Below are 15,369 nucleotides of genomic sequence, written 5' to 3' on the forward strand. Positions count from 1 at the left end.
AGGTAACATTAATTAAAAAATTAGAATTTAAGTGCTATGGCATTATCCAACAACAGATTTATAACCCTTGATATTTTCAGGGGGATGACCATTTGTTTCATGATCATTGTAAACGCCCCGGGTTCGGGCGCTGTTCAGTGGGTGCCGCTTGATCATGCTTTCTGGTTTGGTTTTACACCTACAGATTTGGTTTTTCCGTCCTTTCTTTTTGCCGTGGGTAATGCATTAAGTTTTTCAAAAAACAAGTTCCAAAGTAATGGTGAGTTTTTGGGTAAGATCTTTAAGCGCACGGTTATAATTTTTTTACTGGGATACCTGATGTATTGGTTCCCGTTTTTTCACCGCGAAAATGAAACATGGGTATTTAACCCGCTTAGTCATACAAGGATTATGGGGGTATTGCAGCGGATTGCGCTTTGCTATTTTTTCGGAGCATTAATTGTTCATTATTGCTCAAAAAAAGCAGCTATTATTATTTCGGTTTGCCTTTTAATGGGTTACTGGATGTTTTTACTACTGTTTGGAGAGGCCGGGAAAGAATACACCATGCTGGGTAATGCCGGCACGCGACTGGATATTTTAATTTTAGGGAACGACCATTTGTACCATGATAAAGGAGGCCCGATAGCCTTTGACCCGGAAGGTTTGTTAAGTACCCTAACAGGGATAGTAAATGTTATAGGCGGATACCTGGCCGGTGCATACATCCAGCGGAAGGGAAGGAATTACGAGTCGGTTGCTAAATTATTGATATTTGGTGTGTTGCTTATTTGTGGCGCTTTGTTTTGGGCGCAGTTTTTCCCTATTGCAAAAAAGCTGTGGACAAGCTCGTTCGTATTGCTTACCGTGGGCATCGACCTGGCATTATTAGGGATGCTGGTATATGCAATCGAATTAAAAAATATAAAATGGGGGACAAACTTCTTCCTGGTATTTGGCCGTAATTCATTGGCCATTTATCTGCTGTCGGAATTGTTGTTAACCTGCCTTCAGCTAATCTGGGTAAGGCCGAACCTGAGCTTTTATGACTGGATCAATAATGTATTTTATCAGCAAATATTCCCCGGCGCATTTGGCACACTTGTTTTTGCAATATGCTATATGCTGCTTTGCTGGTTTGTTGGCTTCCTGATGGATAAAAGAAAGATCTATATTAAAATATAATTAAATCCAACGACGAATTTAATACTAAAGGTTTTTTGGTAATTTATTAATGAATTTGATTTGAAAACTCGTTTTAAGTTTGCCTTTGCCACTGTTTTAGCGTTGTTTTCTTACGGCAGCGTTTCGGCGCAACACGCAAACCATCTGCAATATGTAAATCCGTTTATCGGTACGGCCAAAAGCAGCGTTATAACCAAATGGGGCAGCGAGGGCGGTACTTATCCCGGGGCAGTTGCGCCATCCGGGTTTATACAGTTAAGTCCGGAAACACGGTTTGCAAAAGGCTATGATTACGAAGATAGCGCCATTTGTTATTTCAGTTGTTACAGGCACATGAGTGGCTTTCCCGAGGGCTCATCCGGGCATTTTTATGTGATGCCGGTTAAAACGAACATAGGGTTTGATGCTCACACGTACAGCCGGAAATTTTCACATACACACGAAACCGCGAATCCCGGGTATTATAAAGTAATTTTTGATGATGACCATACTATTGCCGAAGCAACAACAACGGCAAGGACAGGGTTATTCCGTTTTACATTTGCCGCGGGCTCAAAGCCTGATATCTTTATTGGCGATGCAAAGGAGATCAAAACAGTATCCCCAAAAGTATTGCAGGCTTCAAACGGCAACACAGTTATCAATTTTACTGAGGCTTACATAGATAAAAGGCAGGTTAATGACGGTTGGATCTTCACTTTTGCATCGGCCACAAAAGGTGAAAAAGTTATCGAACTTAAATTGAGCGCATCGCCGGTTGGGTATGCAAGCGCCCAAAACAACATCGATAAAGAAATCGGCGCATTGTCATTTGAACAGATCCGTAAACATACAAGTGACGACTGGCTTAAGAAATTAGCCGTTATTGATGTAACAGATGGCAACGAGCGAAACAAAACTGTTTTTTACACAGCGCTTTATCATTCCCTGTTAATTCCATGGGTAGTTGATGATGCCGATGGTCAGTACATCGGGGCCGATGCAAAGGTGCATCAGAAAAGCGGGGGAAATGAATATGGAGCTTTTTCTCCATGGGATACCTTCCGCTCCCTGCATCCTTTGCTTACCCTGCTTTACCCCGATAAGCAAAAAGATGTGATTTTATCCATGCTTGATATCTATACTCAAACCGGTCACCTGCCAATCGAATCAATGACGGGTAACCACACCATTCCTATTATTGTGGACAGTTACCTTAAGGGGATTACAGGCTTTGATAAAGAGTTGGCATATAAAGCTATGAAGAAGAGTATTTTGGAACCGCCATTCATCCAGACGGATATGGAGGTTTATAATCAAATAGGTTATATCCCATTTACCCGTTCAGAATCCGTTACCCGTACAGTAGAATACGCTTACGATGATTGGGCGTTGTCGCAATTTGCCAAAGATGTTATTGGTAATGATAAAGAATACCAGCTTTTAGCAAAACGGGGCAATAACTACCGCAATCTGTTAAACAATGACGAATTGCTGCTATTGCCCAGAAATAATGAAGAATTTAAACTGCAGCCAGGGATGTCTGGCTATAAGGAGGGCGATAAGTGGGTGTATTCTTACTTTGTTCCTCAAAATGCAAAGGATTTAATCAACCTTACAGGCGGCAACCGACAATTTGCGCACAGACTTGACTCAGCGCTGGAAAATGAGGTTATCCTTTTTGATAACGAAACAGTTTTTCATTTACCTTACCTTTTTAACCAGGCAAGCAAGCCGGCGTTAACGCAAAAATGGGTGAGGCAAATTATGCTGAACCGCTTTATTGCTAGTCCCGGTGGCTTACCCGGTAATGACGATCTGGGCTCAACCTCCAGTTGGTATGTTTTTAGCGCTATGGGTATTTATCCGGTATGTCCGGGCCGGCCGGTTTATGCTATTGGTGCACCATTGTTTAGTAAAGTAATACTGCATCTGCCAAATGGTAAGGCGTTTAGTATACGCAGCGGGAATTCATCGTTATCAAATAATTATGTACAGTCATTAACCGTAAATGGCCGTTCATGGAAACAACTGGTCATCCCTCATTCCGAATTAACTGATGGCGGAGAAATGTCGTTTACCATGGGAAGCCGGGAAAGTAACTGGCCGCTCGATAAAGATCCGGTAGTACTATCCGAAACAAAGAAAAGCCCCGCGTTTAAGATCCTGAATTATTCGGTGTCAAAAAAATCAGTTGTACCGAATGAATCACTTACCGTACATTTCCTTATAGCCAATACGGATGCCACCGGAGTTAAAATTGTGACCCTATTGGTAAACGGAAAACCATACGTCAGCAAAAACTGCCTGGTGCCTTCGGGTGCTGTCAAAAAGGATTCGTTGGTTTGCCGCCTTTATCCGGTAGGCAAAACGGAGATCATGCTGGAAGGGCAGGTGCCAATTGTAGTTAATGTACTGATACCGGAAGGATCATCCAACCGATTATTTAAAGTTACTGATCTGTCTGCCCGATCCATGGTAAAGATCAATGAGCAGCAACAGTTAACTTATACCATCCAAAATATCGGTGGGATAAAATGGAGTTTTAACATCCCGGTAACAAAAAACGACACCTTACTCTTTACCGACACGGTGATACTGGAACCTGGTGAAAAGAAGCAAATTAAACATGTGTTCGTGGCTGCATCAAAAGGATTTCAAAAGATTTCGGCAGATGATCAAATGGCAAGCTACAAGGTGTATAAGGATAATACTGAATCACTTTTGCTCGATCTATCGCCAATAAATTATTCAACGGATAATTTGCTAAAAGACAAATCGGGATATCAAAACGACGGCCACCTGATGATCGCTGAAAAGCCTAAAACCAGTGAAAGACTAGGATTTGATGAGCATACTTTCGTTGAAGTTAATAATGCTCCCAGCCTGGATAATATGGACGAAACCATCACCATGATGGGATGGATCTATCCAACAGGAAAGGAACGGGGGCTGGTGGATCTGATAACCAAAGGCGACAGCCACGTTTTACAGGTGACCGATCATCAGACACTTACTTTTTTTGCAGGAGGATGGGGCAGGGGAGACTGCACAGTTAATTTGCCCGCCGGCTGGAACAATAATTGGCACCATATAGCTGGCGTGTGTACAGGAAAAACACTTAGTTTATATATTGATGGTGTATTAGCCGGCCATACTATGATGGAAATCACGGCAAACTTATCGGTAAGTAACAAATGGACGTTAGGCCGTAATGAAGAATTTCCATCAGAAAGGATTTATCATGGCTATATGGATAAGGTGAAAGTATTTAAGGCACCCTTAACAGCCGAAGAAATACACGCAATTTTTGTTGCAGAGCAGGGGGACTTTTGATCGATGATTTCAGGTGATTTACTGATTTAGCTGATTTTTGCAAGCGAAGTAGTTGAATTACATATGTAGTAAATTGTATACCCTAACAACCACTATATTCGGTGAGGCGGAGTTCGTGAAAATTCAATAACATCTACTTGAAATCGCAGGCAATAAAACGCTTTGAAATCCATCGTCACGGGTGTCCGGTCACGGTTCTTATGATCCCTTATAGGATAATTTGTTTACAGATTAAAAAAATTGGAGAAATTTAGCTTCAAAAATCATATGTAGTGTTGTTGTAGGGTATTTTTTTTATAAAAAACAAATATTTTCTATTACCTTGCTGCTGCAATTTGAAATTATCGCTTCTTTAGTTATTAGTATTTAGATTTTAAATATTAATTAAAGTCGCGAATGAAACCAATAGCAAATATAATGTCTGCCACCGGTAAACCCGACATACACCGGTCAGCGTAACAGTACGAGCATGCACTTTGCTTGGCTTTGTTTTTAATATTTATTGAAAAAGATGAAGTTGTTAGATTTTTTTAATCTAACAGGATCACAGTATTAAGAAAAAGTTCAATTTCTGTTAGACCAATTATTGTTTATATATATTTTTTATCTAAATGAAGTTTACAAACAGCGCCCGGAAAGCTATGACTAATGCTTTACGTTACTTTCATTCGCATTCATCGAAGTTTATTATTGCTGGTGCATTGCTTGGCCTGATGGGTTTTTCGCTGAATAATACCCGGTTGAATGCTGATGCAGATAATGGTGGGCTTTTTTTACCCGATGGTTTTAAGGCTCTGGTTGTTGTTGATAGCCTAAAGGGGCAGGCAAGGCATATAGCGGTTAATTCAAACGGAGATATTTATATAAAGGCAAGAAACCATCGCGCAAACGGAGGCTACGGTAATATTGCGCTGCGGGATACCAATGGCGATGGTAAGGCAGATGTAATAACTCCGTTCGGCAAATATGACGGCCACACTTACGGCACAGCTATGCGTATCCACAACGGCTACCTGTATTTCAGCTCAGAGCTGATGGTTTACAGGATGAAGCTAAAAAAAGGACAGTTAGTTCCGGACAGTAAGATGGATACTATTGTAATTGATAAGCCGCCTTATCACGAGCACCAGACCAAGCCTCTAGCCTTTGATAATAAGGGGCACATTTTTGTGGGATGGGGCGCAGGTTCAAACGCCGGGCAGGAAAAAAATCGCTTACCGGGCTCCCCAGGTGTTGGAGACCCGGCTTCGCCCGATAAAGGTAATCCATGGCTAATAGACCATGGCGGCATCTGGATGTTTGATGCCGATAAAACCAACCAGCATCAATCTGACGGGGTAAAATTTGCAACAGGATTAAGAAGCCTGGTCGCTTTGGATTGGGATCCGAAAAGCAAGTCGCTTTATACGGTTAGTCATGGCCGCGATGATCTCCGAATGCTGTGGCCTGATCTTTATTCACCATGGCAAAGTGCAATGCAGCCTGCAGAAGAGTTTTTTAAGGTAAATGAAGGTCTTGATGGCGGCTGGCCTTATTATTATTACGACCAGATCAAGGACAAAAAACTGCTTAATCCTGAATTTGGCGGCGATGGCACTAAAGAAGGTGATGGAGCAAAACTAACCAGGCCTATATTGGCCTTCCCTGCTCATTTTGCGCCCAATGACTTGCTATTTTATAAAGGAAAGCAATTTCCGGCCCATTATAAAAACGGCGCTTTTGTTGCCTTTCATGGTTCTACCGATCGTGCCCCTTATCCGCAGGCTGGTTATATTATTGCATTTGTTCCGTTTAAAGACGGCAAGCCTTCGGGCCCGTGGGAGGTATTTGCAGATGGTTTTGCCGGCGTTGATCCAATTTTAAATGTAAGTAACGCGGTATACCGCCCGATGGGTTTGGCCGAGGGGCCTGATGGTTCGTTGTATGTTAGCGATACCGAAAAAGGAAAGATCTGGCGTATTATGTACCGGGGCAATAAAAAAACTTTCGGGACAGATCAACTGGCAGCGATGGAAAAACGCAAGATGACGGCATCTAATATCAAAACACCTGATGAGATCAAAGACAACCTGTTTAAGAATATGCCGTCGACATCGGCAGTATACACCACCTATTGCATAGCATGCCATCAAAGTGATGGCAAAGGCGACGGAAACCGCTTCCCTCCGCTGGCGCAGTCAGAATGGGTAAATTATAATACAAACAGGCTGATAAACGTGGTGCTTAATGGCCTTAAGGGGCCTGTAATGGTAAAAGGCCAATCGTACAACGAAGTAATGCCTGCACATGGCAGCTTTTTAACTGATGACCAGATAGCTGAAGTACTCACCTACATCAAATCGAATTTTGCTAATATTCCTGAAATTGTGACACCGGCGCAAGTTAGTGCTGTAAGGAAAAAAACACCAATACAAACACATGACTAAATCAATTTTTTATTCAGCCTTCAAATCCGGGTGGTTATTGCTGCCTGCAATGTTTATTGCAATAAATTCAAATGCGCAATCCGCAGATACCACACTATTTAAGTCGTCGCTGTTTACACCCGTTAAAAGCTTCACTACCGGGGTAGAAGGGCCCGGCGTTGATAAAGATGGTAACGTTTATGCTGTAAACTTTGATCATGATGGCACCATTGGTAAAATGACACCTGACGGAAAAGCCAGCATATTTATTGAACTGCCTAAAGGAAGTGTTGGTAACGGGATCAGGTTTGACAGTCATGGCAATATGTTGATCGCGGACTATACCGGCCATAATATCATTAAGGTTAATATGGCCACCAAACAGCAACGTGTTTTTGCCCATGAGGATGGCATGAGCCAGCCAAACGATATTGCCATTGATAATAAAGACAGGCTTTATGCTAGCGACCCAAACTGGAAGGCTGGAACAGGTAAGATCTGGCGCATTGACACGGATGGTAAAGTGACACTTTTAGACACCATGGCAACCGTTAACGGGATTGATGTAAGCCCCGACAATCACACTTTATATGTAAATGAAAAGCGCAAAATTTGGGCTTATGACCTTTCATCCAAAGGCACAATAAGCCATAAACGGCTTGTGACGGAGTTTACAGATTTTGGAATGGACGGATTAAGATGCGATATAAAAGGCAACATTTACCAGGCACGATTTGGTAAGGGAACGATAGCGAAAGTTTCGCCCGACGGAAAAATCATAAGAGAAATAACACTGATTGGTAAACGGCCAACCAATGTTGCTTTTGGGGGCACCGATGGTAAAACAATGTACGTTACCCTGCAGGACCAGGGTAACCTGGAGACTTTTAGGGTTGATGAACCAGGACGTGAATGGAAGATGACCAAAGAACAGAAATAATAATATGAAGATGAACAAATTAATAACTGCGATTTTATACGTTACGTTTATTGCTTTCGCCAGCCATTCATCGGCACAGGTAAAGAAAAAAGGTATTATAAAAAAGAAGGTAACACCGGCCGCTGCTAAAGAAATCCCCCCTCCGCCGCCATTTGCAACTCCGGCGGAACTTGAAGACGGTAAGGCCCTTATTGCTAAATCCGACTGCCTTGCCTGCCATAAAATAGACACCAAATTAGTTGGCCCGGCATACATTGCAGTTGCGGAAAAATATCCCCAGGATCAAAATACGGTTAATCTGCTTTCGCAAAGGGTAATTAGTGGGGGCAAGGGGGTATGGGGGCCTGTTCCGATGGCTCCGCATCCTACAATTACACCGGAAGATGCCAATAAAATTGTAAAATATATTCTCACATTAAATTCAAAAAGTCCTCCTCTCAACTCGAAATAACCTGGAATAGCAATAAAACAAACATCATACAAACTAAAACTAAAACAACATGGAAAAGAGAAGATCAATTTTAAAAAAAATGCTGGCCTCGGCAGTTGGATTATCTGTATTCGGAATAAGCAAAGATGCTATAGGAGCGCCTGCTGAGGAAAAGGTTGTTAACAATGTAACAACATTACAGGATGTGCCTTTATTTTCCGGATCAACTAAGCTTGGTAATATGGTTTTTATAGCTGGTAAAGGAGCGCATGTTGAGCCGTTTGAAATTAAGGCACACACCGAAATTGTATTGAAGGAGCTGGAAAAAGAATTGATAAAAGCCGGCTCATCAATGGAAAAAGTACTAAAAGTAGGAGTATTCCTGAATGATATAGCTGACTACCAGGGTATGAACGAGGTTTACAAAGGCCGCTTTGGTAAAAATCCACCCGTGCGTACCACTGTTGCAGTGGCCAAGGGAGGTGTACCGGGTAACTCGCTGGTAGAAATGGATTGTATTGCTTACATATAACAGCTATAAAAATGAAACGCAGAGATATATTAAAAGGCCTCACCTTATTGCCATTAGCGAGCGGGTTGGTGAGCAAGGCCGCCGCAATTGGAGCGACTACCACACACCCACCAAAAACAACAGAGCGCGATTTGTTTAAAGAGCTCGGCGTTACACCGGTGATTAATGCATCGGTAACCATGACTTTTTTATCAGGTTCATTAATGCTTCCGGAAGTATTGGAGGCGATTAATTCAACCGCGCATGATTTTGCCAATATGTACGAAGTGCAGGACAAAGTAGGCGCTAAAATTGCAGAAATGCTTCATGTGGAATCAGCCATGGTTACCTCAGGTGCAGCATGCGCCATTTTGCTGAGTACTGCCGCTGCCATAACCGGTACCGATCCTGAAAAGATCAAGCTGTTACCAAATCTGCCAGGGCCGCGGCCTGAAGTAATTATGCAGAAAACACATCGCTACCTTTTTGACCAGGCTGTAACTACAACCGGCGCCAAAATTATCGAGGTTGACGGTGCCGCCGAAATGGAGAAGGCCATTAATGAGCGCACGGTAATGGCGCTATTTTTTAACGCAGCAGGTAAAAGCAGTATTTCGCACGAAGATTTTGTGGCAGTTGCCAAAAAGCATAAGATCCCAACACTTTTAGATGCAGCTGCGGATGTACCGCCTGTTGAAAATCTTTTTAAATATCAGAAGATCGGTTTTGACCTGGTAACTTTTTCGGGTGGTAAAATGATCCGTGGACCTCAAAGTGCCGGTCTGTTGTTTGGACGTAAGGATTTGATAACCGCAGCCCGCCTTAATCACAGCCCTAATGAAGCACCTATCGGCAGGCCGATGAAAGTTAATAAGGAAGAAATGTTTGGCATGTACGCTGCCCTGAAGGCTTACCTGGAAAGAGATCATAAAAAGGAGTGGGAAGATTGGATCCAACGCACCAAAACCATTGGCTCAATGCTGGAAAGCCTGCCAAGTGTTAAAACCGAAGTTGCAGTTGACCCGGGACCAGCCAATGCCTTTCCGAGCTTAAATGTAACCTGGGACCAAACTAAAATTAAAATTAAACCTGAAGAGGTGGTAACAGCCCTGAAAAGCGGCACGCCAAGTATTGTTGCCGGCGGAAGACACGAGCACCTGACTATCGGCGTTGTGCTTTTAAGGCCCGACCAGGTTGATGTTGTAGCAAAAAGAGTAAAATCAATATTGCAACAGGCTGTTTAAAAACAGCTTGAACTTACTGGTGCACCAGGGTTATAACCCGTGATATTTTATAGTGAATTAACCTATATTTTAAAATGCTAAAAAAGTACTTCTTATTGCTGACCTTTTTAGGAACGGTCGGCCAGGTGTGTATGGCGCAATCATATGATATTGTGATCAAGGGCGGACACGTTATCGACCCTAAAAACAACATCGATGCAGTTATGGATCTTGCCATTGCTGATGGTAAGATAGCCCTCGTGTCGAAGGATATCGACCCAAAACAGGGGATCCAGGTGGTTGACGCAAAGGGGATGTATGTTACGCCCGGACTGATAGATATTCATACGCATGATTTTTATGGTACGCAGCCGGATCATCAATATGAAGACGGGAACCTGGGCATATCTCCTGACGGATTTACTTTCAGGAATGGCGTAACTACTGTTGTGGACGCCGGCAGTTCGGGCTGGAGAACCTTCCCAACGTTTAAAAGCCAAACCATTGATGTTTCAAAAACCCGGGTATTGGCGCTTTTAAATATTGTTGGCGAGGGTATGCGCGGCGGCTACGAGCAAAACGTTAACGACATGGACGCGAAGATGACTGCCCTGGTTGCAAAAAGATACAGGGATATTGTAGTAGGCATTAAGTTGGCCCATTTCGAAGGGCACGACTGGACACCAACCGATCGTGCGGTAGAAGCCGGTACGCTTGCAGGCGGCATCCCGGTGATGATAGATTTCGGCGGAAGCAATCCGCCGCTGTCAATTGAAGAGCTGTTTATAAAACACCTGCGTCCAGGCGATATTTTCACCCATTGTTTTGGCCAGTTAGGCAGCCGTGAGTATCTTGTAGACCTGCAGACCAATAAAATAAAGCCTTTTGTTAATGAAGCCCGGAAACGCGGGATAATTTTTGACGTAGGTTATGGCGGTATCAGCTTTGCTTATTCACAAGCATTGCCTGCAATAAAGGAAGGTTTCTTTCCCAATTCTATCAGCACTGATCTGCATGTTGGCAGCATGAATGACGCCATGAAGGATATGCTTACCTGCATGACGAAATTTTTAGCAATGGGCATGTCCCTGCATGACGTAATACAGGCCAGTACTTCAAACCCGGCGAAAGAAATAAAACATGAGGAGTTGGGTAACTTATCCGTAGGTGCTGGCGCCGATATAGCGATATTAAACGTTCGCGAAGGCAAATTCGGTTTGTTTGATTATACAGGGTATAAGGTAACTACCGATAAGAAACTGGAGTGTGAGCTTACCATAAGGGCCGGTAACATTGTTTACGATCTTGACGGGTTGGCAACACCTGTTTATCCCCCTAAAAAGGTTTCCAAAAGCAAGGCGGCAGCGTTAAAGTCAGAAACCCATTAACTTTAGGTACATTTTGTTTTGAATATAAATTATGAAATACTATAAACTTTTAACATTAGCGCTTATTACGGGCATTGGCAGCTTTGGTTCCGCTAAGGCGCAAACCATTTCGAGAGATGAACTGATATTTTATACATCAGAATGGAAAGGCGAACGCTTTGCTGACGGTAGGCCGAAAATACCGGATGCCCTGATTGAAAGAGCAAAAAAAATTGGCATTGAGGAAGCCTGGACAGTGTTAAAAAACGAAGGCTACAATAACCAGTTTGAAGGCGGCTGGAAATTGGTGAATGATACAGTGCCGGTTGTCGGTCGTGCGGTTACCGCCATGTTTATGCCAAGCCGACCGGACATCGAAAAAAACATTAAAGACCGAGGTGTAAAGCAGGGCCGAAAGGGCAACACCAATTCGTGGCCTATAGATGTTTTGACTAAGGGGGACGTCTATGTTGCTGATGGCTTCGGGAAGATAAGGGGAGGAACGTTAATAGGTGACAACCTTGGAAACTCGATATTCAGTAAATCAGGTAACGGGGTAATCTTTGACGGCTCTGCGCGCGATTTGAGTGGGTTAAGGGATATCAAGGGGTTTAATGCCTTTGTACGCGATTTTGATCCTTCCTATTTAGAAGAGATGGTATTGATGGGGCTTAATACGCCTATTCGAATAGGCCGAGCTGTTGTGCTACCGGGCGATTTGGTAATCTCAGAAAAAGAAGGTGTGCTTTTTATCCCTGCCCATTTAGCCGAAAAAGTGATAGCTGTCGCCGAATTTATTGACCTCCGCGATAAATTCAGTCACGCTATGCTTAAAGCGGGCACATTTGCCACTGGCGAAATTGACAGCCAATGGACCGACAAGATCAAGGACACCTTCATGAAATGGCTCGACCAAAACCCTAATGAAGTAAGAATAACAAGGGCACAATTAGATGCCTTTATGGAAAAACGTACCTGGTAATAAACCCAGACCTAAATTTAAACAGTTGAAAAGTATTAATATCTATAAGGGTGTTGCGGGCATTGCGGTACTTTGCCTTCTTGGTGCCGCCTGGTGGGCCTTCCAGGAAGGCATCGGCCATGCAGGGCCCGTTGTCATTGCTTTTTTTGTAATGTTATCCCTTGCCTCCCGAGGGTCAGAACTCACAAAAGGTTTTTCGTATACGCTTATCATTTTTGCAGCGGTGACGACTGCCTTATATTATCCGCAGTATTTTGTCCAGGTAAATGGTTTTAAACTGGCCGGGCTTATTACACCGCTCATACAACTTATTATGTTTGGAATGGGCACATCTATGAGCATTGGCGATTTTGCTGGGGTTATTAAAATGCCAAAAGGCGTGTTTATAGGCGTTGGAAGCCATTTTATTATCATGCCGCTGCTTGGTTTTACATTAGCCAAATTAAGCGGTTTCCCACCCGAAATTGCCGCCGGTATAATCCTGATAGGTTGCTCGCCAAACGGTATGGCTTCAAACGTGATCTCATACCTGGCTAAAGCTAACCTGGCATTGTCCATCACCATAACCGCTGTATCAACCATGTTGGCGCCATTTTTTACGCCGCTCCTTATGAAACTTCTGGGCGGTACGTTTATTAAAATAGATATGCTGAGCATGATGTGGGACATCACAAAAATGGTGATCATCCCTATTGGTGCAGGTATTGTTTTCAATAAATACTTACTAAAAAAAGCTTCATGGGTAGAGACATTGATGCCGCTGGTATCAATGTTCGGGATAGCCGCCATTATTGTGGTAATTACGGCCGCAGGCAGAGATAGCCTGCTGCACATTGGCTTTTTGCTGGTATTACTGGTGCTGATCCATAATTTAACCGGCTACACATTGGGCTACTGGGCCGGGCGTTTATTCAAAATGCCCGAGCGTGATTGCCGTACAATGGCCATAGAAGTGGGAATGCAAAACGGAGGGCTTGCATCGGGTATAGCAAAGGGAATGGGTAAAATTGCTACGGTAGGCCTTGCTCCAGCTGTGTTTGGCCCACTAATGAATATTACGGGATCATTGCTGGCTAATTACTGGCACCGCAAACCGCTTAAAGTGGAAGAACATGACTCTTCAGTATTAAAAGGGGAATTAACCAGGTAAAAATCTTTTGATTCAATATTATGTATTGCATTAATGCGACACATAATATTGAATCCTATGTAAAATTATTGTTATATTTAATAAAATATACTATTTTCAATTTTTTTAAGAAGTATGTAGTATTAATTAAATTATGCGTGAAAGTATTGTGAGTTTTAACGAAGATAACACTGCAATATGGATTGCCTTTAAAGAAGGTGATTGGGAGGCATACAGGAAATTATACAACAATTACTTTAAAATGCTCAATAATTACGGTTATAAATTTACAAGAGACGTAAATATTATTGAGGACGCTATACATGATTTGTTTATTAAATTATGGACAAACAGGGCTTCGTTAGGTAATCCCGTATCCGTAAAAAATTACCTGTACAAGTCGCTGCGAAATATAATCTTCCGCAAATTACAATCTCAATCGCGGTTTGTTGACCTTGAGGAAGAGCCGAATTATAATTTTTCCTTTGAAATTTCTTTTGACCACCGTATCATGGCTGACGAAGAGGAGCGTGAGCTGCAATATAAGCTAAGATCGGTTATTAAAGATTTACCGGCGAGGCAGCAGGAAATTATTTTCCTCCGCTTTTACGAAGGCTTAGGCTATGAAGAAATTGCCGATATCATGGAGATAAATACCAGCTCGGCATATAAGCTCATTTATAAGGCTTTTAATAATCTGCAGACCGCATTAAAAACATCCAAACTGGTTATTTTCTTAAGTCTTTATTCTTGTTTAAGCACAAATATTCACACAAAATAATTTTTTTCATTTTCAAAGGGATAATTTAGGGGTAGCCATGTATATAGGTTTTAAATAAGAAACTTATATACATGAAGATTGCGAAATACAGTACCTACACCGTTCCGGATTTTTTAGATGACGACGATTTTGTTCGCTTTGTAATTAACCCATCAGAAAATGATATAAATTTTTGGCGCTCGGTTACTGCCATGTATCCGGCACAACAGGAAGCGATTGATGAAGCTTCAAAAATCATACGCGCTTATCGCCAACAGGATGTTTTTACAAATGAAGGTAGCCAGCAAAAAATCTGGGGAAATATTGAGGCCTCTCTTCAATTGCAGCGCGCTCCAAAGCAAAAAGTATTCCGGTTAAATACATTTATGCGTATTGCAGCAATGGTGCTGTTGGTTTCATCTGTAGCTATTACAATATGGGTACTTAACCATAATACAACCACTGTGATTGCCACTGCCTTTGGCGAGGTGCGCACTATTACACTGCCCGATAACTCAATAGTTATTCTAAATGGGAACTCTAAATTGAGTTATGTAAACAACTGGAATAAAAAGGCGAGGGAAGTTTGGATTAGCGGAGAAGGCTTTTTTAATGTGAGGCACATCAACAAAAATCCAGCTCATATAAAAGCTACCGAAAGATTTATTGTTCACTGCAACGATATTAATATTGAGGTATTAGGTACGTCCTTTAACGTACGTACACGCCATAACAAAACCAATGTCGGCTTGATTAGCGGTAAAATCCGTTTGGAATATCTTGACAAAGTATCAAGCAGCAATCAATTGCTTGTTATGAAAAAAGGCGATTACGTGGAATATGCCCAAAAACACGTGGTAGAGCAGAAAAAGCTTGCTGTGCCCGAAAAGCTTACAGAGTGGACCAGCCATCAACTTCTATTTAATAATGCTACCCTAGCCCAGATCAGTGAGGTAATGACCGATGATTACGGCTATCATATTGAAATTCAGAACCCTAAACTTGGCGATCTGAAAATTGAGGGAGAGATAAGTGTATCAAACGTTGACGAGTTGCTGGAAACCATTGCCACCACATTATCAGTAAAAATTACGCATACTGATAAAAATATTACCATCACAGAAAACTAACAAACTAACCTTT

Annotated in this window: 12 protein-coding genes; all 12 read left to right on the top strand. The window is 42.4% G+C overall.

The features are described 5' to 3' along the window. Window positions 1-36: 36 nt before the first annotated feature. The 12 genes from KXD93_RS03040 (at window position 37) to KXD93_RS03095 (ending at window position 15,356) form a co-directional block, all read left to right on the top strand. Complete coding sequence (locus KXD93_RS03040; RefSeq protein WP_258135385.1) at window positions 37-1,164, top strand: acyltransferase family protein; 1,128 nt, start codon at window positions 37-39, stop codon at window positions 1,162-1,164. Window positions 1,165-1,224: 60 nt separating this feature from the next. Further along, complete coding sequence (locus tag KXD93_RS03045; RefSeq protein ID WP_258135386.1) at window positions 1,225-4,479, top strand: GH92 family glycosyl hydrolase; 3,255 nt, start codon at window positions 1,225-1,227, stop codon at window positions 4,477-4,479. A 611-nt stretch (window positions 4,480-5,090) separates the two neighbouring features. Next, on the top strand, window positions 5,091-6,905 hold the full coding sequence (locus KXD93_RS03050; RefSeq protein WP_258135387.1) for a PQQ-dependent sugar dehydrogenase: 1,815 nt from the start codon (window positions 5,091-5,093) through the stop codon (window positions 6,903-6,905). After that, complete coding sequence (locus KXD93_RS03055; protein WP_258135388.1) at window positions 6,898-7,824, top strand: SMP-30/gluconolactonase/LRE family protein; 927 nt, start codon at window positions 6,898-6,900, stop codon at window positions 7,822-7,824. The genes KXD93_RS03050 and KXD93_RS03055 overlap by 8 nt, the downstream gene beginning before the upstream one ends. Before the next feature lie 10 nt (window positions 7,825-7,834). Beyond that, window positions 7,835-8,275, top strand: a complete 441-nt coding sequence (locus KXD93_RS03060) for a c-type cytochrome (RefSeq protein WP_258135389.1) — start codon at window positions 7,835-7,837, stop codon at window positions 8,273-8,275. A gap of 49 nt (window positions 8,276-8,324) precedes the next feature. Further along, the gene (locus tag KXD93_RS03065; protein ID WP_258135390.1) at window positions 8,325-8,786 is read left to right on the top strand and encodes a RidA family protein; all 462 of its coding nucleotides are present in this window, start codon (window positions 8,325-8,327) and stop codon (window positions 8,784-8,786) included. 11 nt (window positions 8,787-8,797) lie between these two features. After that, entirely contained in the window at window positions 8,798-10,009 is a 1,212-nt protein-coding gene (locus KXD93_RS03070; protein WP_258135391.1) for an aminotransferase class V-fold PLP-dependent enzyme, read from the top strand. 74 nt (window positions 10,010-10,083) lie between these two features. Then, window positions 10,084-11,376: an amidohydrolase/deacetylase family metallohydrolase gene (locus tag KXD93_RS03075; RefSeq protein ID WP_258135392.1), complete on the top strand. Its 1,293-nt coding sequence runs from the start codon at window positions 10,084-10,086 to the stop codon at window positions 11,374-11,376. A 31-nt stretch (window positions 11,377-11,407) separates the two neighbouring features. After that, on the top strand, window positions 11,408-12,337 hold the full coding sequence (locus KXD93_RS03080; RefSeq protein ID WP_258135393.1) for an RraA family protein: 930 nt from the start codon (window positions 11,408-11,410) through the stop codon (window positions 12,335-12,337). A 25-nt stretch (window positions 12,338-12,362) separates the two neighbouring features. Next, complete coding sequence (locus KXD93_RS03085) at window positions 12,363-13,487, top strand: bile acid:sodium symporter family protein (protein WP_258135394.1); 1,125 nt, start codon at window positions 12,363-12,365, stop codon at window positions 13,485-13,487. 133 nt (window positions 13,488-13,620) lie between these two features. Further along, on the top strand, window positions 13,621-14,247 hold the full coding sequence (locus KXD93_RS03090) for an RNA polymerase sigma factor (RefSeq protein ID WP_258135395.1): 627 nt from the start codon (window positions 13,621-13,623) through the stop codon (window positions 14,245-14,247). A gap of 71 nt (window positions 14,248-14,318) precedes the next feature. Beyond that, window positions 14,319-15,356, top strand: coding sequence for a FecR family protein (locus KXD93_RS03095; RefSeq protein ID WP_258135396.1), 1,038 nt, complete (start codon window positions 14,319-14,321; stop codon window positions 15,354-15,356). Window positions 15,357-15,369 lie beyond the last annotated feature (13 nt).

Source organism: Mucilaginibacter phenanthrenivorans (assembly GCF_024721155.1).
Taxonomy (GTDB): domain Bacteria; phylum Bacteroidota; class Bacteroidia; order Sphingobacteriales; family Sphingobacteriaceae; genus Mucilaginibacter; species Mucilaginibacter phenanthrenivorans.

Coding starts and splice junctions, on each gene's coding strand:
- KXD93_RS03040 (WP_258135385.1), top strand. CDS start 37: ATGGCATTATCCAACAACAGATTTATAACCCTTGATATTTTCAGGGGG.
- KXD93_RS03050 (WP_258135387.1), top strand. CDS start 5,091: ATGAAGTTTACAAACAGCGCCCGGAAAGCTATGACTAATGCTTTACGT.
- KXD93_RS03055 (WP_258135388.1), top strand. CDS start 6,898: ATGACTAAATCAATTTTTTATTCAGCCTTCAAATCCGGGTGGTTATTG.
- KXD93_RS03060 (WP_258135389.1), top strand. CDS start 7,835: ATGAACAAATTAATAACTGCGATTTTATACGTTACGTTTATTGCTTTC.
- KXD93_RS03065 (WP_258135390.1), top strand. CDS start 8,325: ATGGAAAAGAGAAGATCAATTTTAAAAAAAATGCTGGCCTCGGCAGTT.
- KXD93_RS03070 (WP_258135391.1), top strand. CDS start 8,798: ATGAAACGCAGAGATATATTAAAAGGCCTCACCTTATTGCCATTAGCG.
- KXD93_RS03075 (WP_258135392.1), top strand. CDS start 10,084: ATGCTAAAAAAGTACTTCTTATTGCTGACCTTTTTAGGAACGGTCGGC.
- KXD93_RS03080 (WP_258135393.1), top strand. CDS start 11,408: ATGAAATACTATAAACTTTTAACATTAGCGCTTATTACGGGCATTGGC.
- KXD93_RS03090 (WP_258135395.1), top strand. CDS start 13,621: ATGCGTGAAAGTATTGTGAGTTTTAACGAAGATAACACTGCAATATGG.
- KXD93_RS03095 (WP_258135396.1), top strand. CDS start 14,319: ATGAAGATTGCGAAATACAGTACCTACACCGTTCCGGATTTTTTAGAT.